The following is a 25,286-nucleotide window of genomic DNA, read 5'->3' as shown; positions in this document are numbered from 1 at the left end:
TGTCAGCATAAACGGCACTATATGCGGGGGCACTCAAGGTTTCGGTCTTCACCGATATCTCGGGTTAAAGGCGAGACGCTTCCGGTGCCGTGACAAACCCATCTGGCATGCCCCCGCACTTGGAAGGAGCTGCACCTTGAAGAAATCAGGTTTATTCGCTTTTGCATTGGCTTTTCTGACCATGCCCGGCATCGCCGCGTCACAGGACGCCGCGACCGGTCGGACCATGCTGATCTTGGATGGATCGGGCAGTATGTGGGGCCAGATCGACGGTCGCGCAAAGATCGAAATCGCCCGGCGGGCGATCGGCGACATGCTGTCCGATTGGCCCGAAAGCCGGGACATTGGCCTCATGGCCTATGGCCATCGTCGCGAAGGCGATTGCACCGATATCGAGGTTCTGGCCGACCCTGCACCGCTTGACCGGGCGCGCCTGCGAGGCTTGATGCAAAGCGTATCGCCGCGCGGCAAGACGCCGATTGGTGCGACCGTCGAGGCAGCGAGCAAGACATTGGCGTCGGAAGATGTCCCGGCGTCGGTGATTGTCGTGACTGACGGCCTTGAAACCTGCGGTGCCGATCTTTGTGCCTTGGGTGACGATCTGGCACAGCGCGGCACGCCCTTGACGGCGCATGTGATCGGCTTCGATGTCGAGGATGCCGAGGGGCAGCTTGCCTGTCTCGCCCAAGCGACGGGTGGTCAATACCTGAGCGCGGCGAATGCCGAGAGCCTGACCGATGCGCTCCAGGAAGTCAGTCAGCCCGAGCCTGCGCCTGAGCCGACCGGCCCTTTGCTCGTGGATGATTTCGACCGCGCCGAGCTTGGCAGTGGATGGGTTGTGCAGAATGCCGACCCTTCGGGTTTCATCCTCGAGGACAGCGCGCTGATGACCATGACCGTCGAGGACGGGTATATGGGCAAGCCCGATCAGCCGAATGTCTTCCTGTGGCGCGAAGCCGAGATGCCGGAAGGCGACTGGGAAATCTCTGCTGATTTCACCGCGCGCATGGGAGAGGTGCAAACCCTTGGTGGGCGCCGCGCGATCGTGCAGGTGGGCCGCTACGCGGACCCGCAGACCTACGTGGTTGCCGAACTTTATCGCCAAGGCAATTCCAACGACGACATGTGGCTCAAGCTTCTGGCGGTATCTGGTGGCACCAGTAGCGAAGCAACCCTCGAAATCGCCGGGGATGTTCGGGGGTTCGATCTTGGCCAGATTCTTCGGGACTTCGAACAGAAGGGCGCGACACTCAGCCTCGTCAAGACGGGGCGGGATTATAGGGCGCGGCTGTCACTAGACGGATGGACCCTTCAGGACGGAGGCCCGGATGTTTTGGAAACCGATCCGGTGACGGTGCTGCGCAGCAAAGGCACACCCGCCATCTTTGCAGGAACGATGGGCCCTGAACAGACGCTGACATGGTTTGACCGGGTCGAAGTTATTGGACCTGCCCGGTAATAGCGTACGGAGACGAAAAATCGGGTTTCATGGCGCGAGAAATGCTGCGGTAAGGGGCACGCGATTGACCCCATTGCGCGCGATCCCGGTGCCGTTCTTCGCAGCTCTTCGCAGGGTCAGCGGGCCTAAGGCGTTTCGCGAAAACCTGACTCACAGAGTTTCGCGAAACGCGTGCAACGCCTGATCAATTGAGCTTGAGAAGCACCTCTACCTGTCCCCCAAGTGTTTCCATCGTCTTGGCGAGGGTTGTTCCGGTCTCGTTGATCAGTTGCCGGTTGGCAACCGCAGGATCGAGTATCCCCCGCGACAATCCGTCAAGAATGCTCAGTTGCCTTTCCACCTTGCGGGGCAGCGCCACATCCGGGCGGGTGCGCATGGCCTTGCCCACGAGGTCCTTGAGCAATTCGCGCGACGCCACCTTGGTTTCGGTCGCCGCCGCCTCAAGGGCCGCGCCGGACAGGGATGTGTTCGGATTGCTGCTTCCCAGCCCCATCGCTTCCGCAGCTTCGACCCCGTCGCGGATCTTGGTCTGGGTCACGCCGGACGTCTGCTCGGCCCATCCCGCGCTGCCGCCGTCACCGGTCAGAAGGCCGATATCAGAATAGGCTTCGGGATTGACCGATGTGGTCATGTTGACCCGCGCATCCGAGGCGGCGTATCCGGCGGTTTCGCGATAGGCCTTTTCCATGGCTGTCTTCGCGTCCTGCTCCCATTGCGCGAGCGACGCGCTTTCGCCCCGGCGCGTCAGCGATTTGCGGAAATCCGCCCGCGCCTTGAGCAAGGCCGGATCGTTCGAGCCCGAATAGCGCGGCGTCACCCCATCATCCAGCGTGTCGAGCAAGGACGGTTCAAGCAGCCGAATATCATCATCCAACCCCACCGTGCCCGCCGAGGACCGGTTCCGAATCTGCTCGGTCCTGAGCGCGGTATCGCTCCATCCCAGATCACGCATGTTCTTTTCCCATGCGGCGCTGGCGGGTGCCTTGACGATCTTCGTCTGGTCCCGGACGAACAGGTATTGCAGCTTGGAATCACGCGCCTTGAGCGCGAGTTTCGCCTCATCGCTGCGGTCAATCGCCTTGACCGCCCTTTGCAGGGTGGTTTCGGCCACCTCGTCCACCATGCCGGTGGCACGCGCCTGCTGGGCTGTCCATTTGGCTTTCTGGTAGTTGGCGATCAGGTCGTCAGCCTTGTCCACAGCCCGCCGCGCCGCGTCCGAGACGGCCTTTTCACTGGCGCCGAGTGTCTGTCGCGTCACAGCGGCCTTTGCTGCGCGCGCCTTGTCGAGATGGGTGCGGGCCGTCTTGTAGCCGGTAAAGAGCATGGCCGCGTCCGACAGGACACTCAAGGCAAGCCCGGTCTTGTCGTCGCCACGGTCAACCGCCATCACCGTGTTGATCGGCAGGTAGTATTTGCCGCTTTCCGCCGCACCCTGTTTCAGCGCCTCACCGAAGCCACCATTGTCAAAGCCTTCGATCGCGCCGGTGGTTCCATCCATAGCGGCCATCACGGCCTGTGCGGACGCCACCTCGGCGGCGGTGACACCGCCAATCCCGAGCGCGGACCCCGCTCCGGCCCCCAGAGCAAGCAGAAGGTTCGCGTTTTTCGACGTGGTTACGACACTGCGCGTATAGGCCAGATTCTCTTCGGCATCGATCACGGCCAGATCGGCAAGGGCCGACAGGTGCTCCAATTCGCCTTGTTCACGGGTTACCCGGATATTCACGGAGTAATCGTGAACCTGCTCAGCCAGTTTATTGATGTCCTCCGCGTTTCCGGCCAGCCGCTCGGATATATCTGTGACCCTTTCCTGAAGGGTGATCGCATCCAGACCATCGGCGGTGTCGCGGATGGTCTCGCGCGCCAGCCTGATCTCATCATAGAAGCGGTCGGTTGCCTCGGCCTCCTGCGCGATGCGCGTCAATTCAATATCGGTCTGGTTGATCGCATAGGGGTTGAACTCGGTCATGTCCTTGCCATCATAGCCGTCAAAACTCGCCCCTTGGGCGGCCAGTTTCGTCTGCGCCTCGCGCAAGAGAGTATCGTTGAAGGCCAGCCGGGCGTTGATGTCCTTTGCGATGCGCGCCTTTTGTTCGGCGGAAAGATCGGCGCGGTCATTCAGCGATTTCAGCTCGGCCTCGGCCTGTGCCCGGTTGCTCAGGAAGGTGTCCATGTCCTGTTGGGATTGCGAGATCGCTTCCTGACGCTCGGCCTCTGCGGTGAGGATTTCTACCACTTCCGGGTCGTCGAAGACCTCACCGGCGGCTGCGGCGGCCATGCTCTCGGCGTATAGACGCACCGCCGCTCCCGCGCTCTGAACCTTCTCGGCGTTCCATTGCAGAACCTGTATCTGTTGCCTGAGCCTTCGAATATCCCGCGTGCGAAAGTCGATCTGCTTTTGCGCATTTCGGTATTGCATCCAATTCTTGTAGGAATTGGTCGTATTTTCTGCGGCGTTGGCGAGCGCGTTACGGGCGCGTTCCAGCGACTCGTAGAGCCCCTTCGGTGCCGGTTCCTTGCTGCGCGCCTCGATTTCGGCGATGGCGTTTTCGGCGTCCTGCACCCGGTTCCGCCAAGTGGCCTGAGCCTTGGGGATGCGTGATATCGCCACTGCTTTCAGGTCATCAATCTTGGCCTGATATTCAGCCATTTCCGCGCGCATCTGCTCGATCGATTGCTGGCGTTGCGCGATGTCGGCGTAAAGCTCTTTCGTGGTCTGCTGGGCATGGGCCAGATACTCGTCCGTCCGGTTTTTCCAGGAGGTCGGGCTATAGTAGGCACGCCCATACCTGTTCACAACGACAGTCGAAGAGTAGGCGCTGATCTCGCCGTTTGCGTCCGGTAGCTTTATGCGCAGTTCGCTTGCCAGAAACTGCGCGGCGGCGTTAGCTGCGGCTTCCAGCTCGGCGCCCCAGACATAGGGCGGCGGCGGGGGCGGTAGCTCGGCCTCGGTGGCACCCTCAGGATCGGTGGCGGGCTCCTCGGACAGGTCGGGGGCTTGGGCAACCTCGGGTTCGGGTTCGGCCTCGGGTTCGGTGGTCTGCTCAGGAATGGCATCATTTTGCGTCATGCCGACGGTTGCGTCTTTTTCGGGAGGCGCAGCGTTGTCGCCACTGGCCGGTTCTCCGCGCGCGATCGCGGGCGATTTCGGGCGCAGGGTTTCTTTATAGGCGATCTCGGCCAGTGCTGCGTAGTTGTCATTATGCGCGGCCACGCGGGCCTCCTGCTGCACATCGGGATCCTCGATCCCGGCGATCCAGCCGAATATTGCATCCATGGTCTTGCGTCCGACGATACCATCGACCGGGCCGGGATCATGCCCCAACTCACCAAGCAGTTGCTGAAGCGTCCGGCCCGTTTCGCGCGCTTTGGCCCTTGCCTCGGCGGCCGCTTTTTCCCGCGCGATCTGATCGGCGGATTTCTTTGGGGCCGCGGCCGGTTGGGACGGGCTGGTTTGCTTGGGTGCGGTCGCAGACGGTTTGCGGCTGGGAATCGCCTGACTTTCGGGTGGCAGGACAGGCGGCGCATACACGCGGGGCGGCTGTTGAGGTGGCGTCGTCACAGGGGGCGGCGCGCCGTGCGGCTCAAAGGATGTTGCCGGGCTGGCCAACAGCATGAGCGCCAGAGCAGACCCCGATACAAGGGCCGATTTTCGGGACATTGCATGCAAAATTGCCATCTCGCTTTTCTCCTGTTCGACTGCTTTGGTCACCGCTCATTCTGTGGGCCGGGTCGGTCCAACATGTGGCGCGATGGTCACACCGGTTCGGGAACTGATTTTACGAAAGAATATGGCGGGAGAACTTGATGCAGATCATGATTTCGGGTCGGCGGGCAAGATATATTCGACTTGTTGAATATTTTCAGGAGATATCCGCAATGCCCAGAAATTCCACGCTCATCCTTTCCGCAGCCACGCTTTTGGTGAGCCTCGGAATCGCGCCGCAAGTTCAGGCGCAGGCAACTCCACCGCATGGCCATGGCAATCCTGCCGCGCAGCTGGATGCCGCCGAAAGGGCACAGGCCAAGGCCGGTATTTTTGCGTCCTCACAGATCACGCGACGCTTTGCGCCGGTGTCCAACGCGCGCTCATTGCCCGGCGCACCGACAGGCGCAGAAGCGACGCCACAAGGGCTCGCGGGGGGTGACGAGGCGTTGCTTGAGGGGTGGACCGTGTGGGGAAGCCTTGTGGGGCGCGCAACAGAAAACAACTTTGCCCCCGAAGAGGAGGACTCCGACATCTGGACCGTGTCACTTGGCATGGACCGACCGGTGAGCGAGACAGTCACGCTTGGCGTTTCCATAACCGCCACCACAGAAGATGCGACGACCGCTTTCGGCACGGGGTCTCGCGATGCCGGGTCAGTCTTTATCGCGCCCTATGCCAATTTCAAACTGAACGATTGGTTGTCGGCGGATATCTCGTTTGGATATGGCTTTACCGATACCGATCAGCGCCGGACAGTGGGCGGTGCGCCCGTCACCGGGTCGTATGATAGCGACACTTTATTCGGCGCGGCCAACCTCACCGCCTCGAAATGGAGCGGTGCGTGGCTGATGTCCGGGGTCGTCGGCCTGAGCGCCAGTTCGACCGACCGCGAGACCTTTGTGGAAAGCGACGGCACAGTGAACCCGTCCGACACATCGGACCTTGTGCAGGGACGGATCGGGGGCACGATCGGTTACTGGGCCAAACCCATGTTGCCCTATGTCAGCGCCGAATATGCCTATGACTTTGATCATGACCGCTCAACCGTGGCCGGCGCCCCAAATGACCGGGACGAATTCCGCGTGACATTGGGCAGCCACATCTATGGCACCGGGGACAACGAGAACCTTTCTGGCGGGTTCTCGATCACTCACGCATTCGGGCGGGACAGCAAGGAAGACACGAGCGCCAATTTCAGTCTTCGGATCGCTTTCTGAGCGGATGAACCGACGACAGGTCTTGGCGGGTCTGGGATGCTCGGCGCTTGTGGGTTGCGCGGGTGTCGCGTCTTTGCCGGAGCCATCCGGTGAGAGGGTTGCCTTCGATGCCCCGGGGCTGTCGATCCGGGGGCGGTATCATCCACCATCCGGTTCACGGCGCCCTGTGCGGCTTTGGGTGGTGATCGAAGGTGATGGCGCAGCTTGGACGGGGGGACACCCCCCCAACGATCCGACACCGCGACGTCCGGTTGGCCCCTCGGTTGTTTCCGGCCTTCCGCCCGACGACGCGCGCCTGTGGCTCGGACGGCCCTGCCAGTATCTGCCTGAACAGACGCTGGCGCGTTGCGCGAGGCGGCATTGGACAACCGGTCGCTTTTCAGCCCCCGTAATGGCCGCCTATCAAGGCCTCATCAACAGATATGCCCAACGGATGCAGGTCATGTTGATCGGATACTCAGGGGGCGGTCTGATTGCATCGGAACTGGCGCTCACGCGGGTGGATGCCGGCGGACTGGTCACCTTGGCGGCCCCGCTCGATCTTGAAGCATGGACGGCATTTCACGGCGTTCCGCCCCTAGAGGGTCCGCGCAGCCCGGAGCGCCTCTTGAGTGGTCTTGCACAGCTCTCCATCCCCGCTCTTTACCTCTTTGGTGAGCGCGACAACGTGGTGCCGCCTGCCGTGCTCGGCCGCGTCCGGGACGTCCTTGGAGACCGTGTCGAGGTTCTGGCGACCGCGCGACATCAGTCCGATTGGGCCGATATCCTGAACCGCCGGGTCGACAGGCTGATCTGATCGGATGACGCTTTCGGCCAGCCGGGTTTCAGTCAGACAGGTTCCGGCACGCGGGACGTTGTGTCATGATACGCCATATAGGTGGTCTGAATCACGATCTGATCGGCGAGAAATTTCGCATCGTGCCATACCCCCCAGATGAAGGCCGATCCGCGGCGCGATTGCCAAGGCAACCCCAGAAAGTAGACCCCCGGTTCGGGCGAAATGCCGCGCTGGTGCACTGGTCGGCCCCTTTCGTCGAAGGCATCGACATCAAGCCAGCCGTAATCGAGCGAGAAACCGGTGGCCCAGATGATCGAAGTGATCCCAGCCTTTTCAACATCGAGACGCAGGATCGGATCGGAGACACAGGCAGGATCAGGAGCGATGTCATGCGCCTCTTGCTCTTCGGGGAGGTTGAGCCCCATGCGATCAACATAGGCGTCGGCTTCGCGCAGGACGGAGAGGTAATTCGCATCGCCGTTTTCAATATTGCGCTTGAGATCATTCGAGAAGGTGAGCACGCCGTTCTCATACCCTTCGGTGCGTCCAAGCAGTGTCACGCCGCGCTCCGCCATGCGGCGGAAATCGACGGTCTCACCGCCGTTGGCCCCGCTCACGGCGATGGTCACATGTTCGGTTTCGGGCGAGGGCGCGTTGAGTTCCCATTTTCCAAGCACCCCCAGCCACCAGACGAAATCACGTCCGCGATAGCGCCGCGGCGGGCGATCATGGGGGCCCATGGAGAGGTAGACTTCGCGACCGGCACGCGCCAATTCATCGGCAATCTGTGCCCCCGAGGAACCGCACCCGACCACANGTAGACTTCGCGACCGGCACGCGCCAATTCATCGGCAATCTGTGCCCCCGAGGAACCGCACCCGACCACAAGCACCGCACCCTCAGGTAGCGCATCGGGGTTGCGATAGGCGGTCGAATGCATCTGCTCAATGCCCGCAGCTTCGGGCACGACGGGGGGGATCATCGGTTTCTGAAACGGGCCCGTGGCAGCGACGATGTTGCGCGCCTCGATCTCACCCTCGGATGTCTCGACGCGGAAACGGCGGCTTCCGTCGATGCGGGACACTTTTGTCACCTCGACCCCGGTGCGAACCGGTGCCTTTATCCGGTTGGCATACTCAACGAAATAGTCGGCCACATCTTCCTTGCCCGGGAATGCCTCGGGGTCCGTGTCTTTGAATGTCATGCCGGGAAACCGATCATGCCATGCCGGACCGTTCGCCACGAGGGAATCCCATCGCTCGGACCTCCAGCGTTCGGCGATGCGGTGCCGTTCGAGCACGATGTGATCCACGCCATTCCGTGACAGATGCTCGCTCATCGCGAGACCCGCCTGTCCGCCGCCCACGATCACGGTGTCGGTTGTCTCAATCGGCATGTTCAATGTCCTTTCTGGCAATCGCGCCGTAGCGCAGAGCTTTGGTGGCGAAGATAAGCGGTAGGCGATGTTCCAAAAACCATGATTTCGTGAAGCTATGGTTGGGTTGGGACTAAGCCGTGCCTTTTGGTTGATATGCTTTAATCGGCGGCGAGTTCGGTGATCTCGCGCCGGAAGGGCAAATCGTCACCGATATCGGGCGCATCGAGTTCGCGCGCATAGCGATGACCGGCATAGGTGGCCCATGCGATCGGGCCGGGCGCCTCTGCATCACCGATGAGTTTTACCGACTTGATACCGGCATCGGCCCACTCCGCCTCCCGCCGGGCGACATCACGATAGATGCCGTCATCGCCGGTGCGTGAGGCCACCATCACCACGGCATCGCACTCCATGGGCCATGTCCTGTCGGTATAGGTGCAGTTGGTGATGACGTGATCGGCATGAATTTCAGTCACGCCACGATTGAGCACGATTTCAACCCCGACATCCACAAGCCGGGGATGGATGGCCACCTGTTCAAGCGTGTTGTTTGTCCATTCGCTGACGAAGGCGGAGGGGGTCACGAGCGTCACGTCGGCGCCGTTCTTTGCCAGCAACTCGGCCAGAACTCCGCCCATGTAGTAATGGTCGTCATCAAAGAGCACGATCTTGCCCTCGGGGATGGTGCCATCCATCAGGTCGTCGGGGGTATAGACCTTGGCCCCGTCCGCGATGGGCATCGGCACGACGTGCTGCCGCGCGACCCCGTCGCGCCGCCAGGTTGACCCGGTGGCGATGCACACGTTCTCGAACCCGAACTCAAGAATGCTTTCGGCGTCGAGCGGGCTTTGGCGGTAGATTTCCACGTTCGGACGCTGCGACAGCTGATAGTCGCGGTAATCCACGACCCGACCCCAAGCCGAAAGACCCGGCAGGGCACGTTCGCGCGTGACACGACCACCGATGATGTCCTTTGCTTCGGCCACGGCCACGTCATAGCCGCGCCGGCAGAGCGCCCACGCCGCCTCAAGCCCAGCCGGGCCAGAGCCCACGACAAGCACGTTCGAGCTTTCGCCCTTTTCGTTCATCCGCTCGGGATGCCAGCCTTTGCGCCATTCCTCCATGAAGGTCGGGTTCTGGGTGCAGCGACTGATCGACATGGTCATGTCGCCCGTGATGCAGATGTTACAGCCGATGCATTCGCGAATATCATCAATGCGCCCCTCTTCGATCTTTTTCGGCAAGAAGGGATCAGCGATGGAAGGACGTGCGCAGCCGATGAAATCAAGCGTGCCGGATTTCACCATCTTGGTCATCACATCAGGCGAGGTGAAGCGCCCGACCCCGACGATGGGTTTCTCCGTCAGCTCATGGATGCCACGCACGAGTTGTTCTTGCGCCGCCTCCTCCTTGAAGCGCGAGGGACCGGAGCAATCCTCCCACGTGCCTTGGGCCAGGTCCCAAAGGTCGGGCAGGTCGTGGTGCATTTCGATGAAATCGCGCAGTTCGGCATTGGAAAAACCCAACTCTCCCAAGCTTTCGTCAAGCGACACACGCATGGTGAGAGCCATGGTGTCGCCCACCGCGTCGCGCATGTCGGCCACCACCTCGCGCGCGAACCGCGACCGGTTTTCAAGGCTGCCGCCGTATTCGTCATCGCGTTGATTGGTGGCTCGGCTGAGGAAGTGCTGAAAGATGCCGAAGCCATGCGCACCGTAAAGGCAGATGAGATCGAACCCCGCCTCTTTGGACCGTTTGGCCGCGTTCACGAACCACCGGCGCAGATCGCGGATATCGGATTTGGACAGGGCCCGTGCGCTTACCGGATCGTTGGTGAAGGTTCGGATGGGCAACGCCGACGGGGCAAGCGGCACCTCCTTGGTATAGAGGTTGGGGCCGTTTATGCCTGAATAGGCAAGCTGTATCCCCGCGAGTGCTCCGTGCTCTTTCATCTTGTCGGACATCTTGCGCAGTTGCGGAATATCCTTGTCCTCCCACAGGCGCAGTTCAATGAACGGGGTGATTTCCGAACTGTGGTGCATCTCGCATTGTTCGGTAAAGATCACGCCCCAGCCACCTTCGGCCTTGATACCCCGCATTTCCGCAGCGGCGGACGGGTCGCGATACCCACCGCCATTGCAGTGCGGCACCTGGTAGAACCTGTTCTTGGCGGTAAGCGGGCCGATGTTCACCTGTTCGAACAGGATGTCATACCTTGGATCGCGCATAAAAGTCTCCCCGGGATTGTTCAGCCAAGAATAGCGCCGCCTGCCCAACTCAAAAGACGGGCTTGCAAAAGCATTGCTTAGCCTTGCCCTAAGATTGCGATACCGGCGCGGTATGCACCCCCGGCAGCGCCTGATGGGCGGCAAGGTCAGCGCAATGATCGACAAAAGCCCTGATCGTGCTTGAGCTTTCCGCCTCGGGGGCCATCAGCAGACCAATACGCATCGGGCGCACCGCGCCGTCGAGAGGGACGCAAACCAGCGGCTTTCCATCGGGCGACACGTTGTGCGAAGGGCGGATATTGGCGATCGAATAGCCGAAACCATTGGCCACAAGTCCGCGCATCACCGACATGTCCCGCGTACGCTCGACGATATTGGGGCGCAGCCCGTGTTCGTTGAAGGCCGAGAGGAAATATTCCGCGCTGAAGGGAAGATCCAGAAGCACCATCGGCTGATCCCGCAGGTCCGTGACAGAGAGCGTGTCATGAACGGCCAACGGATGCCCCTCGGGCAGGAGCGCGTAAGGCGGCAGCTTGGCCAAGGTGACGAAACGGAGATCGGCGGGAATATCCAGATCATAGGTAAGAGCCACGTCGATTTCGGCGCGCCTGATCTTGCTGAAGATATCGGCCTGATCGATTTCGAACTGTCGCATCGAGACGTCGGGGAAAATATCCTCAAAGCTGCGGCGGATCGACGGCAGGACCATCTGCGCAAAGGTCAGCAAACACCCCACTGCGAGCGGGCCGCGCACTTCGCCCGAAATATCTCCAGCGACATTCATCAGTCGTTCGGCTTCGCGGAGGACGGTCTGGGCCTGTTCGAGCATGGTGCGCCCGGCCTGCGTCAGCGCAAGCCCCTGTGCATGCTGGCGCACGAAAAGCGGGATGCCGAATTCCTTTTCAAGTTGGGAAATGGCCGCCGAGATGGAAGGCGACGACACGTTCACTTTTCCCGAGGCCGCGGCAATGGACCCCGCCTCGCCTACCGCGATGAAATACTCAAGCTGTCGCAACGTGTATCTGATGGGCAAGGCGCGTTCCCGGTATACTTCGGATCAGGTGATCCCGAGGTCACTATATTGCTCGGGCAGACACGAGGAAAGCACGGGTTTCAACACCGCGAACAGCAAGGGGCGTCATCGGATCATGTGTCGCCGGGCACACCGTAGGAAGGGGCCTCGCGCGGGTCGAGGGCACGCTGCACATAGGCATCAAGCTGAGGTTTGTAGACATCCCATGCGGTGGCAACCATCTCGATCGGGCAGTCTTCGGTCCAGTCACAACGAAGATCGGCCACCGGCCATGCCACCTTGTCCACAAGCATCATGCCCGCCGAATGTACCGGCCCCGCCTCTCCGCCAGCGGCGAGCCCGGCGCGCATCGCGGCGATCAGACGATCCCCGAGATGCCCCGACGCATCAAGAAAGCCATCGACGATAGCCTGCGGCACGCCGTCATTGTCAAGAAGATTGCCCCCCGAGGCCACATCCGCCGCGTGTGCTTGTGTCCAGATGCCAAGCGAGTTGGGCCCAGAATGAATCGCCGTGTCGCCTTCGGCATCGACTGCCAGAACTTGCCGGTATTCAATAAAGCGCCCGCGTTTCGTGATCTGTTCGATGGCCTCGGCAGCAGACAGCCCCTGTTCCATCAGGTCGAGCGTGAGTGGCCCGAGCGTCGGGTCGGTCACGTTTTGCGAGGCCACAGCCCCGACACTGGCCCGCGCGTAGGAACAGCGCGCCGCCACCGCCGGAGAGGAGGAGGAAATCGCGACCCCGAACATCCCGGTGTCGGCACAGCGCGCCACAAGTGAGAATGTCATGTCGTCAACTCCGTCTTTCTTTCTGGTTTCAATTACCCCTCAGGGATGGCCCGGCATCAGTCGGGAATCACGGCGGTGCCGTCAATCTCGACCAGCCATTCGGGACGCGCCAGCGCCTGCACCACAAGGCCGGTCGAAACGGGATGCACACCCTTGATGTATTCGCCCATCGTTCGATACACCGCCTCGCGGTGGCGCACATCGGTGATATAGACCACCACTTTGACCAGATGCTCCATCTGGCCGCCCGCTTCCTCGATGAGTTGCTGAATATTCTGCATCACCTTGTGAGTTTGCTCAACGGGATCATGACTCTCGATATTTCTGGCGTCGTCAAGATTCTGGGGGCATTGGCCGCGCAACCAGACCGTTTTGCCACCTTGCGTGACGACCGCCTGACAGAGATCGTTATCAAGCTGTTGCTCGGGATATGTCTCGCGCGTGTTGAACTTGCGGATACGGGTATGGGCCATGGGGCGCTCCTCCTACGGGCCCGAAGGGCTCGGGCAGGACATCGCGCCGACGATTTCACAGGGTCGCGGTCGGCTCAAGCACCATATGGCTTAGCCTTGCTTCGGTTGTGGCTAAGGTGGCGCCGGGAACGATTGCCGCGCCCATACGTTAAGGGGTCGAGTGAAAATTGCTGATCGCGACCAGCGAAATGACAGGAAGGATTCGCCCATGGCCGAAACCCAAGTATCCGCCGACACCCCCGACACCGCCCGGGCCAAGAGCGAAGGAGACGGAAAGACGGCATCGCTTTACCGGATGGTCATGCCGGGGCACCTTTGCCCCTTCGGCCTCAAGTCGAAATCCATGCTTGAGCGCAGGGGTTATGATGTGGAGGACACCCACCTTAAGACGCGAGAAGAGGTCGATGCGTTTCTCGACGCGCATGGTGTCGAAACGACGCCACAAACATTCATCGAGGGTGAGCGGATCGGCGGCTATAGCGACCTCAAGGCGCATTTCGGCTATCGCGTTCTTGGCGAGGGCGACACCACTTATATGCCGATTGTCGCGATATTCGGTTCGACCGCGCTCATGGCGCTGGCGATTCTGCTCAACCTTTACGAAGGGTTTCCCATTCTGACATGGCTGAAGTGGTTCTTCGCCATTTCCATGGTCGCTCTGGCGATTCAGAAGTTGCAGGATATCGAGGGGTTCGTGAACGGCTTTCTGGGCTATGACCTGCTTGCGCAACGCTATGTGCCTTACGGCTATGCTTATCCGTTCTGCGAGCTTTGGGCCGGGGCCGGAATGATGGCCCTGATCGGCACCGGCAGCCCGCTTATCTGGCTCGTGGCGCCGGTCGGTATCTTTATCGGCACGATCGGGGCGGTTAGCGTGATCAAGGCGGTCTATGTGGACAAGCGCGAACTGACATGCGCCTGTGTGGGCGGTGGATCGAATGTTCCGCTCGGGGCCATTTCGCTTAGCGAGAACCTGATCATGGCGGGCATGGGAATCTGGATGCTTGCGATCTGGTTCGTCGGCCTGTGATGCGCAAACCGGACCTTCGGCCCTACTCGTACCATGTCAGCATGTCATCAGCGGACAGCGCCACTCACACGCGGGGCGACCGCGCAAGGCAATGATTGCATGTAGGAGTTTGGTGGAGCCTAGGGGGATCGAACCCCTGACCTCTTGCATGCCATGCAAGCGCTCTCCCAGCTGAGCTAAGGCCCCTAATTCGGGCGGGTCGCCCGTGCGCCGCTATCTAGGCAAAGCGCAGGGCGGGATCAAGCGGAAAATCCCGTCCCCTGCACAGTGGATCAGCTCTCTTCGTCCTCGGAGGCCACGTCGGCGATATCGTCAAGCGAGACATCCCCTTCTTCGTCGTCGTCCTCGAGCACGTCATCACCGAGATCGACATCCACATCGAGATCTTCGGCATCGTCCAGAACGGCATCATCGCCCTTCTCGGACGTTTCTTTCATCTTCTTGGTTTCCGCATCCTCGGCATCGGCGGTGATCGAACGGCTTTTGCCGTTGGTGATCTCAACGATGTCACCCGTATAGGGGCTCACGATGGGGTTCTTGTTCAGGTCATAGAAACGCTTTCCCGTGGTCGGGCATACACGTTTTACACCCCATTCTTCCTTGGGCATGGGATATCCCTTTCAAATCTGAGGTCTTGTCGACGGTTCGCGCCACCTGCCATAAGAGGCCCGAGGTGTCAAAGGCTTTGATCACCGCAGGCAGGCGAGGCAGAATGCATATGGGGCAGCTGACGCTTCCGGGCAACCCCCCGATCGATGTGATCGTGCGACGGTCGTCGCGCGCAAGGCGGATTTCGCTGCGTGTGTCGGGCATAGACGGGCGCGTTTCCCTGACCCTGCCGCGCGGCATTTCCGAGGCCGAGGGGCTGAGTTTCGTCCAGCATAAGGCAGGGTGGCTTCGCAAGCATCTTGACCGGCGCCCCGAAACCATCGTGATCGCACCGGGCAGTGAACTACCCATCGAGGGAGAACTTCGGCAGGTCCTGAGCGGGCCGGGCCGACGTGTCACGCTGGACACCGAAACGCTTTGGGTTCCGGGTGCGCCCGAACGGGCGGGCGCGCGTCTTCGATCATGGCTCAAGACCATGGCGCGTGAGCGGCTTGCGGCGGCATCCGATGACTACGCCGCCCGCTTGGGGCGAAGCTATAATGGGCTGACCATGCGCGACACACGTTCGCGGTGGGGGTCCTGCTCGTCACAGGGGCGTCTGAATTACAGTTGGCGTTTGATCATGGCCCCGCCCGATGTTCTTGATTACGTCGCCGCCCATGAGGTGGCACATCTGATGGAAATGAACCATTCACAAGCTTTCTGGGATACGGTGGCACGACTCAAGCCCGGCTTTGACGCGCCTCGGGCGTGGTTACGCCGGCATGGTGCCGATCTACATCGCTATCGTTTCGAGAATTGACCCAACAGCCCAGAAAGGCGCAAAATCTTTCCATGCTTCTGACAACTCGCCCAGATCCGTCGCCGTCGGCCCATGATCGCGTTTATCGCGGCCTGCGCAGCCGTATCATGCATGGCGAGATCGGCCCCGGAAAGCCGTTGACCATACGTGGTGTGGGCAAGGAATTCGGCGTGTCGATGACCCCCGCGCGTGAGGCCGTGCGGCGGCTCTCGGCGGAAGGCGCGCTGACCTTATCGGCATCGGGGCGGGTTTCCACCCCGGAACTGAGCCACGAGCGGCTCGAGGAGCTTGCGGCGCTTCGCTCTTTGATCGAGGTGGAACTGGCCAGTCGGGCACTGCCCCGGGCGCATATCGCGCTGATCGACAGGCTTCAGGCGATCAACGCCCGCATCCACGATGACATCTTGCGGCAGGATGCGGTCAGCTACATTCGCCGCAATCTCGAATTTCACCGCACGCTCTATCTTCGGGCACAGGCCCCGGCGATGCTGGCTATGGCCGAGACCGTCTGGCTACAACTGGGTCCGACCATGCGCGCGCTTTATGGCCGTCTTCAGCGGACCACAGCGCCGCAACACCATCGCAGCATCATCATGGCGCTCAAGGCCGGAGACGAACCGGCATTGCGTCTGGCGGTGAGATCGGATGTGACTCAAGGGTTGCGCATGCTGGTCCGGTGATATCAGCCTTTGAATGACACCGCTTGTGCAGCGATCAGGCCGCGAGCCCCTTGGACCCCATCTCGAGAAATTTCTGGCGCCGGTCATGGACAAGCGCATCGCGGTCTTTTCCAGACATCTCTTCGAGCATCCTGGAAATTTCCTGACCAACCGAATCGATGGCCTCTGCAGGGGCGCGATGCGCGCCGCCCAAAGGTTCCTTGATGATCCGGTCGATCACACCGAGTTTGTGGAGGTTCTGCGCGGTGAGACGCAGCGCCTCGGCAGCCTCGCGCATCTTCTCGGCATCTTTCCAGAGGATGGAGGCACAGCCCTCGGGTGAAATGACCGAATAGACCGAATGTTCAAGCATCGCCACGCGGTTGGCCGACGCAAAGGCCACGGCCCCGCCCGATCCACCTTCGCCGATCACGACAGTCACGAGCGGAACGCCGATTTGCAGGCATTTTTCCGTAGCACGGGCGATGGCTTCGGATTGCCCGCGCTCTTCGGCGCCCTTGCCGGGATAGGCACCGGGCGTGTCCACCAGTGTCACCACCGGAAGGTTGAAGCGGTCGGCCATATCCATCAGCCGGATCGCCTTGCGGTAGCCTTCGGGGCGGGCCATGCCGAAATTGCGCTCAATCCGGCTTTTCGTATCGTTGCCCTTTTCATGGCCGATCACCATGACCGGCGTGTCCCCCAACCGCGCAAGGCCACCCATGACCGCGTGATCATTGGCAAAGTTACGATCACCGGCAAGCGGCGTGTATTCCTTGAACAGCTTTTGGATGTAGTCCTTGCAATGCGGTCGCTCGGGGTGCCGGGCCACTTGGCATTTCCGCCAAGGCGTAAGATCGCGATAGAGTTCCGTCAGCAACTCCGACGCCTTCTTGTCGAGCGCGCCGGCCTCGGCCTCGACATCGACCCCCTCGCCCGCGCGGGCCATGGCGCGCAACTCTTCGGCTTTGCCTTCGATCTCGGCCAGCGGTTTCTCAAAATCGAGGTAGTTGGTCATGTAGGTGCGGCTCCGGCAATTTCGTCTGGATATATGGCCTTGTTGGGCGGGTTTTGCAATCACGCCCGACCGAGAAGCGCCGCCAGCGACATTTCCGGCGAAGAGAGCACGGCAGGACGCAGATCGAACAGACGCGGCGCCGCGCCCGCCATTGATGCTTGGGCAAGGACAATAACGGCGGCGTCCGGCGCTTTGGACGCGGCTTCGCGAACATGGGTGGCGATCACCGCGTCGAACGCCTCTTGTTGATCTGCTTCGAACAGTGGCCAGAACTGTGAGAGATCAAGCGTATGAACCTGCGTGCGGTAGCCATGTTTCTCAAGTTCGCGGTCGAGCTGCGCGATGCTGGGCGCCAGCGTGCTTTCGAGGCAATAGGCCAACAGGATGTCGCCCTGTGCCTCGGCGGCGATACGGGCCGCCGCCTCCATCATGGGGGTGTCGATACGCATGGCACCATGACGCTCGGCTATCTCTCCCAAGGTGGTGCAGGTGCACAGGACCGGACCGGGCGCCCCGGCGACAATATCACCGATTTCCGTCTCGAGTTTGGCTGTCGATCCATCCCGCACGCGGTCAAGCAGGTCAGGGCGCACCATATGATCCAACGATACACCCGGGGCGATACGCACCGCGATCGCGTCAAACCGTGGGCGATGTGCCTCGGCCGTGTGCAGCAAGGTATGGATCATCATGCAACCCGTTCAAATCAGCCTTGCGCGGGCCATAGCACGGGAATGAGCGTCGCGACCAGAAGGGCCGCCATGGTCCAGTTGAAGATCCGCAAGCGCGTGGGATGTCCAAGCAAGCGGCGCATCTGCTGCCCAAGTGCTGTCCAGCTTGTCGTGCTGATGACCGAGACGCAGGCATAGGCCGCCGCGACCCACAGGATCGCGATGGGATCGCGACCGCCAGCATAGAGCGTAATCGCCGAAAGCGCCATGAACCAAGCCTTCGGGTTGACCCACTGAAACGCTGCCGCCTGTAGAAAGGTGAGCGGGTTGCCCGCGACTTCGGACTCATGGGTGCGCACGGGCGGGGCGGCATTGGCGATCTTCCACGCAAGAAAGAGAAGATAAGCCACGCTAAGCACCATCAGCACCTGTTCGACCAGCGGCCACATCTCGAAAATTCTCATAACGCCCAACCCGACCAATACGACCAGAACGGGCATGCCAATGCCAATTCCCAGCATATGCGGCACGGTGCGCCGAAACCCGTAATTGGCGCCGGAGGCCATAAGCATCAGATTGTTCGGGCCGGGTGTGATGACACCGACAAAACAGAAGGCGATCAATGCAGAGAGAATGTCCAGCGTCATTTGAGAAACTTCATTTTGAAACAAGGACGGTTGATCTGCGGTCTGTAGCCAGTGAAAAGAGGTATTGCAATAATTGCGGGGTTAGCCCCAAATCAAAACCAGATATTGCTGACATCTTAGCAGGATTTGCCGCGGACTGTTCGCAAGTGCATCCTGTGCGTTCGGTGGCGCCCATGCGGCATTGCAGGGCTGTCAAAGCGCGTCACGATCAAACGGATATGCGGTCGATATCGACCCTAAGTTGCCCAACTGAATAGCCTTAGCACGGAGCCTGTAAACCTGATGAAACGCCTAGCACTTATTCTTGCTATTTTTTTACCCGCCACGCCGGCCATGGCCGAAACCTTTGGCGCAATCGCCTATAGCTTCAAGACCAACAAGTTCGGCCGCTCCTGGGAGTATGGATCACGTGGGCAGGCAGAGGCCGCTGCCAAGCAATACTGCGCCGAGGCCGGAGGGCGCCAATGTGCGACGGCGGTCTGGGTTGAAGACAGCTGTGCCGCCGTAGCACGGGCCCAAAGTACCCGCACCATCAAGAACATGGGCGCCGCATGGGGCTATGACAATGAAGCCGCGGCCGGCAATCGCGCCATTCAGGAATGTCAGGCACGCAATGCCGGCCAACAATGCTGGGTCGTGGCCTCGGTCTGTTCATACAGATAAGTGACGCGATATCCCGAACCCCCGGCCCGCCACGAACGCAGCCGGGGAAAATATCCCTATTGCAGGGCGTTGCGCGCGCCATCACGAGACTGCTCCGATTGAAAGCCTTTCGCTGTTGAATGAGGCGCGCTAAGCCTTGGGCATGGAAACGCTGCCAAAGATTTATGAGCGCCTTGTTGCCAAAGGTGAGCTGACGCCGGATCCTGCTCAGGAAGAGGCATTGCCCGAGTTCGAGCGTATTCGGACCGAGCTTTCGAAGCCGGTGCGCAAAGGATGGTTTCGCAAGGCCCCCGAGCCACCCAAGGGATTGTATCTGTGGGGCGGCGTCGGGCGTGGAAAATCAATGCTCATGGACCTGTTCGTGGCTTCGCTTGATGCGCCGAAGCGGCGGGTGCATTTTCATGCGTTCATGCAGGAAATTCACGCCGGCATGCATGCCGCACGTCAACGCGGGGTCGAAGACGCGCTTGCCCCGGTGGCCAAGGCGGTGACAGACGAGGTCCGGCTGCTTGCGTTCGACGAAATGCAGATCAACGACATCACGGATGCGATGATCGTTGGCCGCCTGTTCGAAGCGTTCTTCAATGCCGGGGTGGCCGTGGTCACCACCTCCAATCGTCCGCCCGATGATCTTTATAAGAACGGGCTCAACCGTCAGCTTTTCCTGCCATTCATTGAACTGGTCAAGGACCGGATGGTGGTGCATGAACTTGTGGCGCACAAGGACTATCGGCAGGATCGGATCGCCGGAAGCCCGACCTATTTCACCCCTATCAATGCCGAAAGCCGCGCACAGATCAACGAGGTGTGGCAAAGCCTGACGAGAGGAGAGGCCAAACCTCTGACCCTCACGGTGCAGAAGCGCCCGGTGACGATTCCCGCGTTTCACAACGGGGTGGCGCGCGCGTCGTTCTATGATCTGTGCGGCAAACCTCTGGGCCCCGCCGATTACCTTGCGTTGGCCGAGGCCGCACGTGTTCTGGTGCTGGAAAACATCCCGCAACTGAGCCGTTCCAACTTCAACGAAGCAAAGCGTTTCGTCACCCTTATCGACGCGCTCTATGAGGCGCGGGTGAAGCTTATCTGTTCTGCCGCCTCGGCGCCCGAATACCTGTATGTCGAAGGCGAAGGCACGTTCGAGTTCGAGCGCACGGCAAGCCGTTTGCGCGAAATGCAGTCAGAGGACTGGGCACAAGAATAGATCAGGCGCGGGCGATTTCGCGCAACAGGGACGGAAGCGCCGAAAGATCGGGAATTTCCTTAAGGCGTGGCGTGTTGCCGGGTGCATCAAGCACCTCATAGGCCCAAGTCAGATCCTGAGGCACATGGATGCCCCACCCCCCGGCCGCGATCACCGGGAGGACATCGGACCGCATGGAATTTCCGACCATTGCCGCACGATCCGGACCCGAGCCGTGACTGTCAAAGATGCGGGTGTAGATCGCAGATGTTTTGTCGCTCACGATTTCGACGGCATCGAACATGTCTCCGAGGCCAGACTGCGCGAGCTTGCGCTCCTGATCGAGCAGGTCGCCCTTGGTGATGAGCACGACATGGAAGGCGTCGGCCACCTCGCGAACGGCCTCTTCTGCGTGTGGAAGAAGGTCGATGGGATGTTGGAGCATGTCCTGCCCTGCTTCAAGCAACTCTCCGATGACCCGCCCAGGCACGCGCCCGTCGGTCACCTCGATGGCCGTTTCGATCATCGACAGCACGAATCCCTTTATGCCAAAACCGTAATGCCCGAGATTGCGCTCCTCGGCTTCCTGAAGGCGGGCCAGAAGCGCACCCTCGTCCGTGTGCGGCGCAAGCAGGCTCGCGAATCTTTCCTGCGTCAGGCGAAAGAAACGCTCATTATGCCAAAGCGTGTCATCCGCATCGAAGCCGATTGTCTGAAGTTTCGGCATATCCGGTCCTTTCGCTTGGCCGCCCCCTCTTTTCATGTCCTACCAAAAGTCTATATAGAGCGCGTTGAAACGGTCGACACGGGACTTATCCTTGCTGGTATGACATTGCATCCATTTCAGCTCAACTCTGACCAGGACGACGATGGCGATGATGACGCCTCGGTCGTTGTCGCGACGCGTACCAAGACCAAGCGCCCGCCGCTTTACAAGGTGCTGCTTCTGAATGACGACTACACGCCGATGGAGTTCGTCGTGCATGTGCTTGAGCGGTTTTTCGGCATGACGCATGCCGAGGCGTTCGAGATCATGCTTACCGTCCACAAGAAGGGCGTCGCGGTTGTCGGCGTGTTCAGCCACGAAATAGCGGAAACCAAAGTCGCGCAGGTTATGGATTTCGCCCGCCAGCATCAGCATCCGCTGCAATGCACAATGGAAAAAGAATAGCTTCGTGACCGGGCTTCGCCTGTCCCTCGCGCTTGAGACCGGTGGTCTGAGCCTTTCGGATGATTCGCGCGTGGTCGTGCTTTATCCGACCCGCGAAACCGATCTTGCCCCCCTGAACCGTGATCAGGTGACTGTGGTGACAGGGTTTTACCCCGATTTCACCTATTTCGAACGGGCGGGATATACCTGCACAACCGATCTGGACGGCGATTTCGACGTGGCCTTGGTCTGTGCTGGCAGGTCACGCGACAAGACGCACGCGGCGATCGCCCGCGCGGCGCATCACGCGCCCCTCGTGATTGTGGATGGTGCAAAGACGGATGGCATCGACGCGCTCTTGCGCGCGTGCCGCAAGCGAACCGAGGTCCATGGCCCGATCAACAAGGCGCACGGCAAGCTTTTCTGGTTCGACGGTGGCCCGGCGCATGACGACTGGAGGCCCGGCCCCGCGCGCGAAGCCGCTTCGGGGTTTGTGACCGTGCCGGGCGTCTTTTCGGCGGATGGCATAGATCCCGCGTCCAAGGCGCTGGCTGATTCGCTTCCGGCAAAGCTTGGGCGGCAGGTGGCCGATCTGGGGGCTGGCTGGGGCTATCTCTCGGCACAGGCGCTTGGCCGAGACGGCATCGAGGAGCTCCATCTCGTCGAGGCCGAGCATGACGCGCTTGCCTGTGCACGCCACAATATCAGCGACCCAAGGGCAAAGTTTCACTGGCACGATGTGCGCACATGGCAGCCGGACGAAAAGCTCGACACCGTACTCATGAATCCGCCCTTTCATACCGGACGCACCGCATCGCCCGCACTTGGGCGCGAATTCATCGCGGCGGCGGCGCGCGTTCTGAAACCGTCAGGACATCTTTGGATGGTGGCCAACCGCCATCTGCCCTATGAAGCCGCATTGACCGAAAGCTTTGCCGAGGTGACGCCCATCGAGGGCGACTCGCGTTTCAAGCTTTTCCATGCACGCCGCCCGTCTCGTCAACGCGGATGAAATATCCTAGGCTCAGCGCCGCTGACATCGCGAAAAGGACTCGACCATGTCATTTTCTCTGAGTGGCAAGACCGCCATCATCACCGGCGGTGCGAATGGCATCGGGCTGGCCATCGGGCGGCATTTCGCCAACAAGGGTGCGAATGTCATGCTCGCCGATATGGACGAAGAGCGTCTGGCCAAGGAAATCGGCTCTCCCGAGGATAACGAGACGATTCGCTATTTCGCGGGCGACCTGCGGGAAAAGCTGACGATCGCCAATCTGCTTTCGGCGACTGTGGATGCCTATGACAAGGTCGACATCCTGATCAACGCGTCCAGGCAGGTCGTGACGTCCGACCCGCTCAACCCCGAGGATGACGGCGTCGAAATGTTGCTTGAGCAAAATCTTCTTGCTGCACTTCGTCTGTCGCAACTTGTCGCGAAACGGATGATCAAGCAGGCCGAAGGTCAGGACAGCGGTCTGGCCGGGTCAATCGTGAACCTGTCGTCCATCGCGGCACGGCGCACGCGGCCCGAGCTTCTTGCCTATTCGATTTCCACCGCCGCGCTGGATCAGATGACCCGCTCGCTGGCTGCGGCATTGGCGCCGCACCGTATCCGCGTCAATGCGCTGGCCTTTGGATCGGTGATGAGCGCCTCGTTGCAGGACGCCCTGAAGGATGATCGCGATGCTCGCAAGGAGATCGAAGGCCACACGCCGATGGGCCGGATCGCCGCCGCCTCCGACCTGACCGAGACGGTTCAATACCTCGCCAGCAGCGCATCAGGCTTTATGACCGGCGAAATCCTGACGCTTGATGGCGGGCGTTCGATCCTCGATCCAGTGACCAAGCCAGCACATTGAGATCACACATGACCGACAGTTTCGCCGAGGAAAAAACACGCGCGGCCGCATGGTTCCGAGCACTTCGCGCCGAGATCGTGACCGCCTTCGAGCAGCTTGAGGACAGCCACGACACCGGGCCCTTGTCCGATGCCGCACCCGGCCGGTTCGAAGTGACAGAGACCCGCCGCGCCTCGGATGACGGAAGCGATGCGGGCGGCGGTCTTATGAGCGTGATGCGCGGTGGCCGCGTATTCGAAAAGGTCGGGGTCAACGTATCGGAAGTCTATGGCACACTCGGCCCCGCTGCCCAAAAGGCGATGGCGGCACGCGGGGTTCCTGGCATCGAAAACGACCCGTCATTCTGGGCCAGCGGGATAAGCCTTGTCGCGCATATGCAAAACCCGCATGTCCCGGCTGTGCATATGAACACGCGCATGTTCTGGACACCGCAGGCGTGGTGGTTCGGCGGCGGCTCGGATCTCAATCCCTGTCTTGAATATGATGACGACACCGCGCATTTCCACGCCACGCAAGAAGCCCATCTGCACGCGCACGGCGCCGGCCTTTACCCTGAACTCAAGGCTTGGGCGGATGAGTATTTCTTTATTCCGCACCGGCACCGCGCGCGCGGCGTGGGCGGCATTTTCATGGATGATCGCAATTCCGGTGATTGGGAGGCCGATTTTGCCCTGACGCAGGACATAGGTCGTGCCTTTCTGCCGGCCTTTGTGCCCCTTGTCGAGCGGCGCAGGGTGCAAGACTGGACCGCGGACGACAAGGATGCGCAGCTTGTTCACCGTGGGCTTTATGCGGAATACAACCTTGTCTATGACCGGGGCACCAAATTCGGCCTTGCGACCGGGCATGATGCCAATGCAGTGCTGATGTCGCTCCCGCCGATGGCCAAATGGGTGTAGGGCCGCGTTGCGCATGGCGCTGATCAACGCGTGACATCCACCCAGACAAGCCTGTGACGGCTGGCGATTTCGGCGCGTGCCGCCCCATCTCCGGTCAGCGGCCAATGCACGCCCGACGCCACAACCGTCCAGTCGCGCGACGGCAGGACATAGTCCACCCGAAGCGGCCCCGGTTCAGGCCCGGGCCAAGCCACCGTGTCACCGAGAGCAGACGGGGCGAGCCCTTTGACCTCCGAGCGTCGCGGCTTGGGGTCTTGCAAGCGCGGATCGCCCAGAAGCGCACGGATCGCTGCCTTACGCCCCTCCCCTCTGAGCGGGTCCTGATTGGTGGCTCCCAATACAAAAAATCTTTCCGAGGGTGCGGGGCCGAATCGACCGTTCAGAACCTCGATCCAGAACATGATCTGATCGTGATTGCGTCGGCCATTGCGGTCCTCGGGACCGTCAAAAACAGGCGGGGCGGCATGCAGCGCAAGCAGACTGACACGTCCCAGCGGTGTGTCCACAGGCACAATCCAGTGGGCCGTGCTTGCCAAGGGGAGGGTTTTCATGGCCGCACGCGGAATCACCGGCCCTTCGCTTTCATCGTGAAACAGCGCGGCCGGCATGTCCGTCCAAAGAACATGGCTCAAATCCTGCACCTCGGTGGTGACGACAGGATAGCGCGAGAGGATCGCCATGCCGCCCTGACCCCAGAAATGGCCATAGCCGATGGCATCTTCCGGCTCTCCCAGTCTTCCGTCGCCGTCCATGTCGTATCCGCTGGGCTGACCGGAATTGGGCCGCGCGGCAAATATATAGGGATAGGCCACACCCGCCTTGGATATGGCATCGCGCAGCGCACGCAGCGCAAGCCCGTCATGATCGTAATCCACCCCCTGCAACAAAAGGATATCCGGCGCCATATCGCTCACGATATCTACCACCGCGGAAATCTGGGGATCGCCGCGCGTTATATCACGCAGGAGAACGCCCGGCCCCTGTCTCTCGGCTTCGATATGCCAGGTCGCGAGTCGCAATGGGTCGGCACTGGCGG

Annotated in this window: 23 protein-coding genes, 1 tRNA gene and 1 pseudogene; 12 read left to right on the top strand and 13 right to left on the bottom strand. The window is 60.9% G+C overall.

Features of this window, described 5'->3' with window-relative positions:
* The first annotated feature begins 136 nt into the window (after positions 1-136).
* Positions 137-1,459 carry a vWA domain-containing protein gene (locus V8359_RS09795; protein ID WP_336428580.1) on the top strand — a complete coding sequence of 441 codons (1,323 nt, stop codon included), beginning with the start codon at positions 137-139 and terminating at the stop codon, positions 1,457-1,459.
* Between the two features lie 184 nt (positions 1,460-1,643).
* Here the strand turns inward: V8359_RS09795 and V8359_RS09790 are convergent, their stop codons facing one another.
* Entirely contained in the window at positions 1,644-5,138 is a 3,495-nt protein-coding gene (locus V8359_RS09790) for a hypothetical protein (RefSeq protein ID WP_336428579.1), read from the bottom strand.
* 200 nt (positions 5,139-5,338) lie between these two features.
* Here V8359_RS09790 and V8359_RS09785 point away from each other — a divergent pair, with 200 nt between their 5' ends.
* Positions 5,339-6,385 (top strand): autotransporter outer membrane beta-barrel domain-containing protein, encoded by a 1,047-nt coding sequence (locus V8359_RS09785; protein ID WP_336428578.1) that lies wholly within the window; start codon positions 5,339-5,341, stop codon positions 6,383-6,385.
* Between the two features lie 442 nt (positions 6,386-6,827).
* Positions 6,828-7,181, top strand: a complete 354-nt coding sequence (locus V8359_RS09780; RefSeq protein ID WP_336428577.1) for an alpha/beta fold hydrolase — start codon at positions 6,828-6,830, stop codon at positions 7,179-7,181.
* A 32-nt stretch (positions 7,182-7,213) separates the two neighbouring features.
* Here the strand turns inward: V8359_RS09780 and V8359_RS09775 are convergent.
* The 5 genes and pseudogenes from V8359_RS09775 to V8359_RS09755 form a co-directional block, all read right to left on the bottom strand.
* Positions 7,214-8,559: pseudogene (locus V8359_RS09775) on the bottom strand (flavin-containing monooxygenase).
* A 140-nt stretch (positions 8,560-8,699) separates the two neighbouring features.
* On the bottom strand, positions 8,700-10,769 hold the full coding sequence (locus tag V8359_RS09770; protein ID WP_336428576.1) for an oxidoreductase: 2,070 nt from the start codon (positions 10,767-10,769) through the stop codon (positions 8,700-8,702).
* Positions 10,770-10,857: 88 nt separating this feature from the next.
* Complete coding sequence (locus V8359_RS09765; protein ID WP_336428575.1) at positions 10,858-11,802, bottom strand: LysR substrate-binding domain-containing protein; 945 nt, start codon at positions 11,800-11,802, stop codon at positions 10,858-10,860.
* A 113-nt stretch (positions 11,803-11,915) separates the two neighbouring features.
* Entirely contained in the window at positions 11,916-12,590 is a 675-nt protein-coding gene (locus V8359_RS09760; RefSeq protein ID WP_336428574.1) for a DUF1028 domain-containing protein, read from the bottom strand.
* Between the two features lie 56 nt (positions 12,591-12,646).
* Positions 12,647-13,063 carry a RidA family protein gene (locus V8359_RS09755; RefSeq protein ID WP_336428573.1) on the bottom strand — a complete coding sequence of 139 codons (417 nt, stop codon included), beginning with the start codon at positions 13,061-13,063 and terminating at the stop codon, positions 12,647-12,649.
* A 208-nt stretch (positions 13,064-13,271) separates the two neighbouring features.
* Between V8359_RS09755 and V8359_RS09750 the strand changes: the two genes are divergently transcribed.
* Complete coding sequence (locus tag V8359_RS09750) at positions 13,272-14,093, top strand: MauE/DoxX family redox-associated membrane protein (protein ID WP_442970344.1); 822 nt, start codon at positions 13,272-13,274, stop codon at positions 14,091-14,093.
* Between the two features lie 110 nt (positions 14,094-14,203).
* Here V8359_RS09750 and V8359_RS09745 read toward each other — a convergent pair.
* Positions 14,204-14,279: transfer RNA gene (locus V8359_RS09745), tRNA-Ala, on the bottom strand.
* 86 nt (positions 14,280-14,365) lie between these two features.
* Complete coding sequence (locus tag V8359_RS09740) at positions 14,366-14,701, bottom strand: TIGR02300 family protein (RefSeq protein ID WP_336428571.1); 336 nt, start codon at positions 14,699-14,701, stop codon at positions 14,366-14,368.
* A 110-nt stretch (positions 14,702-14,811) separates the two neighbouring features.
* On the opposite strand from V8359_RS09740, the gene V8359_RS09735 reads away from it, so the two are divergent.
* Together V8359_RS09735 and V8359_RS09730 are read left to right on the top strand one after the other, a co-directional pair.
* Positions 14,812-15,504 (top strand): M48 family metallopeptidase, encoded by a 693-nt coding sequence (locus V8359_RS09735; RefSeq protein ID WP_336428633.1) that lies wholly within the window; start codon positions 14,812-14,814, stop codon positions 15,502-15,504.
* 32 nt (positions 15,505-15,536) lie between these two features.
* Positions 15,537-16,184: a GntR family transcriptional regulator gene (locus V8359_RS09730; protein ID WP_336428570.1), complete on the top strand. Its 648-nt coding sequence runs from the start codon at positions 15,537-15,539 to the stop codon at positions 16,182-16,184.
* 34 nt (positions 16,185-16,218) lie between these two features.
* Here V8359_RS09730 and V8359_RS09725 read toward each other — a convergent pair whose 3' ends face one another.
* From V8359_RS09725 to V8359_RS09715, 3 genes are read right to left on the bottom strand one after another with little or no spacing between them, the layout of a single operon-like run.
* Complete coding sequence (locus tag V8359_RS09725) at positions 16,219-17,181, bottom strand: acetyl-CoA carboxylase carboxyltransferase subunit alpha (RefSeq protein WP_336428568.1); 963 nt, start codon at positions 17,179-17,181, stop codon at positions 16,219-16,221.
* Positions 17,182-17,240: 59 nt separating this feature from the next.
* Positions 17,241-17,870 carry a hypothetical protein gene (locus V8359_RS09720; protein ID WP_336428567.1) on the bottom strand — a complete coding sequence of 210 codons (630 nt, stop codon included), beginning with the start codon at positions 17,868-17,870 and terminating at the stop codon, positions 17,241-17,243.
* 17 nt (positions 17,871-17,887) lie between these two features.
* The gene (locus V8359_RS09715; protein WP_336428565.1) at positions 17,888-18,499 is read right to left on the bottom strand and encodes a LysE family translocator; all 612 of its coding nucleotides are present in this window, start codon (positions 18,497-18,499) and stop codon (positions 17,888-17,890) included.
* A gap of 282 nt (positions 18,500-18,781) precedes the next feature.
* On the opposite strand from V8359_RS09715, the gene V8359_RS09710 reads away from it, so the two are divergent.
* Entirely contained in the window at positions 18,782-19,162 is a 381-nt protein-coding gene (locus V8359_RS09710; RefSeq protein ID WP_336428564.1) for a DUF4189 domain-containing protein, read from the top strand.
* Positions 19,163-19,304: 142 nt separating this feature from the next.
* On the top strand, positions 19,305-20,363 hold the full coding sequence (gene zapE / locus V8359_RS09705) for a cell division protein ZapE (RefSeq protein ID WP_336428563.1): 1,059 nt from the start codon (positions 19,305-19,307) through the stop codon (positions 20,361-20,363).
* 1 nt (position 20,364) lies between these two features.
* Here zapE and V8359_RS09700 read toward each other — a convergent pair whose 3' ends face one another.
* Positions 20,365-21,069, bottom strand: a complete 705-nt coding sequence (locus V8359_RS09700; protein ID WP_336428561.1) for an HAD family hydrolase — start codon at positions 21,067-21,069, stop codon at positions 20,365-20,367.
* A gap of 99 nt (positions 21,070-21,168) precedes the next feature.
* Here V8359_RS09700 and clpS point away from each other — a divergent pair, with 99 nt between their 5' ends.
* Genes clpS through hemF form a run of 4 tightly spaced genes read left to right on the top strand, consistent with a single transcriptional unit; the run spans position 21,169 to position 24,250 of the window.
* Complete coding sequence (gene clpS / locus V8359_RS09695) at positions 21,169-21,513, top strand: ATP-dependent Clp protease adapter ClpS (protein WP_336428560.1); 345 nt, start codon at positions 21,169-21,171, stop codon at positions 21,511-21,513.
* A gap of 4 nt (positions 21,514-21,517) precedes the next feature.
* Entirely contained in the window at positions 21,518-22,504 is a 987-nt protein-coding gene (locus V8359_RS09690) for a class I SAM-dependent methyltransferase (RefSeq protein ID WP_336428559.1), read from the top strand.
* A 46-nt stretch (positions 22,505-22,550) separates the two neighbouring features.
* Entirely contained in the window at positions 22,551-23,351 is an 801-nt protein-coding gene (locus V8359_RS09685; protein ID WP_336428558.1) for an SDR family NAD(P)-dependent oxidoreductase, read from the top strand.
* Between the two features lie 8 nt (positions 23,352-23,359).
* Positions 23,360-24,250 (top strand): oxygen-dependent coproporphyrinogen oxidase, encoded by an 891-nt coding sequence (gene hemF / locus V8359_RS09680; protein WP_336428557.1) that lies wholly within the window; start codon positions 23,360-23,362, stop codon positions 24,248-24,250.
* 23 nt (positions 24,251-24,273) lie between these two features.
* On the opposite strand, the gene V8359_RS09675 is transcribed toward hemF, so the two are convergent.
* Positions 24,274-25,269, bottom strand: a complete 996-nt coding sequence (locus V8359_RS09675) for an endonuclease/exonuclease/phosphatase family protein (protein ID WP_336428556.1) — start codon at positions 25,267-25,269, stop codon at positions 24,274-24,276.
* Between the last annotated feature and the right edge of the window lie 17 nt (positions 25,270-25,286).

The organism is Roseovarius sp. E0-M6 (genome assembly GCF_037083845.1).
Taxonomy (GTDB): Bacteria; Pseudomonadota; Alphaproteobacteria; order Rhodobacterales; family Rhodobacteraceae; genus Roseovarius.
This window is presented reverse-complemented; position numbering and strand designations above follow the sequence as displayed.

Bases quoted from the DNA above. Each gene is read 5' to 3' on its own strand.
- V8359_RS09790 (WP_336428579.1), bottom strand. From the start codon at position 5,138: ATGGCAATTTTGCATGCAATGTCCCGAAAATCGGCCCTTGTATCGGGG.
- V8359_RS09785 (WP_336428578.1), top strand. From the start codon at position 5,339: ATGCCCAGAAATTCCACGCTCATCCTTTCCGCAGCCACGCTTTTGGTG.
- V8359_RS09780 (WP_336428577.1), top strand. From the start codon at position 6,828: ATGTTGATCGGATACTCAGGGGGCGGTCTGATTGCATCGGAACTGGCG.
- V8359_RS09770 (WP_336428576.1), bottom strand. From the start codon at position 10,769: ATGCGCGATCCAAGGTATGACATCCTGTTCGAACAGGTGAACATCGGC.
- V8359_RS09760 (WP_336428574.1), bottom strand. From the start codon at position 12,590: ATGACATTCTCACTTGTGGCGCGCTGTGCCGACACCGGGATGTTCGGG.
- V8359_RS09755 (WP_336428573.1), bottom strand. From the start codon at position 13,063: ATGGCCCATACCCGTATCCGCAAGTTCAACACGCGCGAGACATATCCC.
- V8359_RS09750 (WP_442970344.1), top strand. From the start codon at position 13,272: ATGGCCGAAACCCAAGTATCCGCCGACACCCCCGACACCGCCCGGGCC.
- V8359_RS09740 (WP_336428571.1), bottom strand. From the start codon at position 14,701: ATGCCCAAGGAAGAATGGGGTGTAAAACGTGTATGCCCGACCACGGGA.
- V8359_RS09735 (WP_336428633.1), top strand. From the start codon at position 14,812: ATGGGGCAGCTGACGCTTCCGGGCAACCCCCCGATCGATGTGATCGTG.
- V8359_RS09730 (WP_336428570.1), top strand. From the start codon at position 15,537: ATGCTTCTGACAACTCGCCCAGATCCGTCGCCGTCGGCCCATGATCGC.
- V8359_RS09725 (WP_336428568.1), bottom strand. From the start codon at position 17,181: ATGACCAACTACCTCGATTTTGAGAAACCGCTGGCCGAGATCGAAGGC.
- V8359_RS09720 (WP_336428567.1), bottom strand. From the start codon at position 17,870: ATGATCCATACCTTGCTGCACACGGCCGAGGCACATCGCCCACGGTTT.
- V8359_RS09715 (WP_336428565.1), bottom strand. From the start codon at position 18,499: ATGACGCTGGACATTCTCTCTGCATTGATCGCCTTCTGTTTTGTCGGT.
- V8359_RS09710 (WP_336428564.1), top strand. From the start codon at position 18,782: ATGAAACGCCTAGCACTTATTCTTGCTATTTTTTTACCCGCCACGCCG.
- zapE (WP_336428563.1), top strand. From the start codon at position 19,305: ATGGAAACGCTGCCAAAGATTTATGAGCGCCTTGTTGCCAAAGGTGAG.
- V8359_RS09700 (WP_336428561.1), bottom strand. From the start codon at position 21,069: ATGCCGAAACTTCAGACAATCGGCTTCGATGCGGATGACACGCTTTGG.
- clpS (WP_336428560.1), top strand. From the start codon at position 21,169: ATGACATTGCATCCATTTCAGCTCAACTCTGACCAGGACGACGATGGC.
- V8359_RS09685 (WP_336428558.1), top strand. From the start codon at position 22,551: ATGTCATTTTCTCTGAGTGGCAAGACCGCCATCATCACCGGCGGTGCG.
- hemF (WP_336428557.1), top strand. From the start codon at position 23,360: ATGACCGACAGTTTCGCCGAGGAAAAAACACGCGCGGCCGCATGGTTC.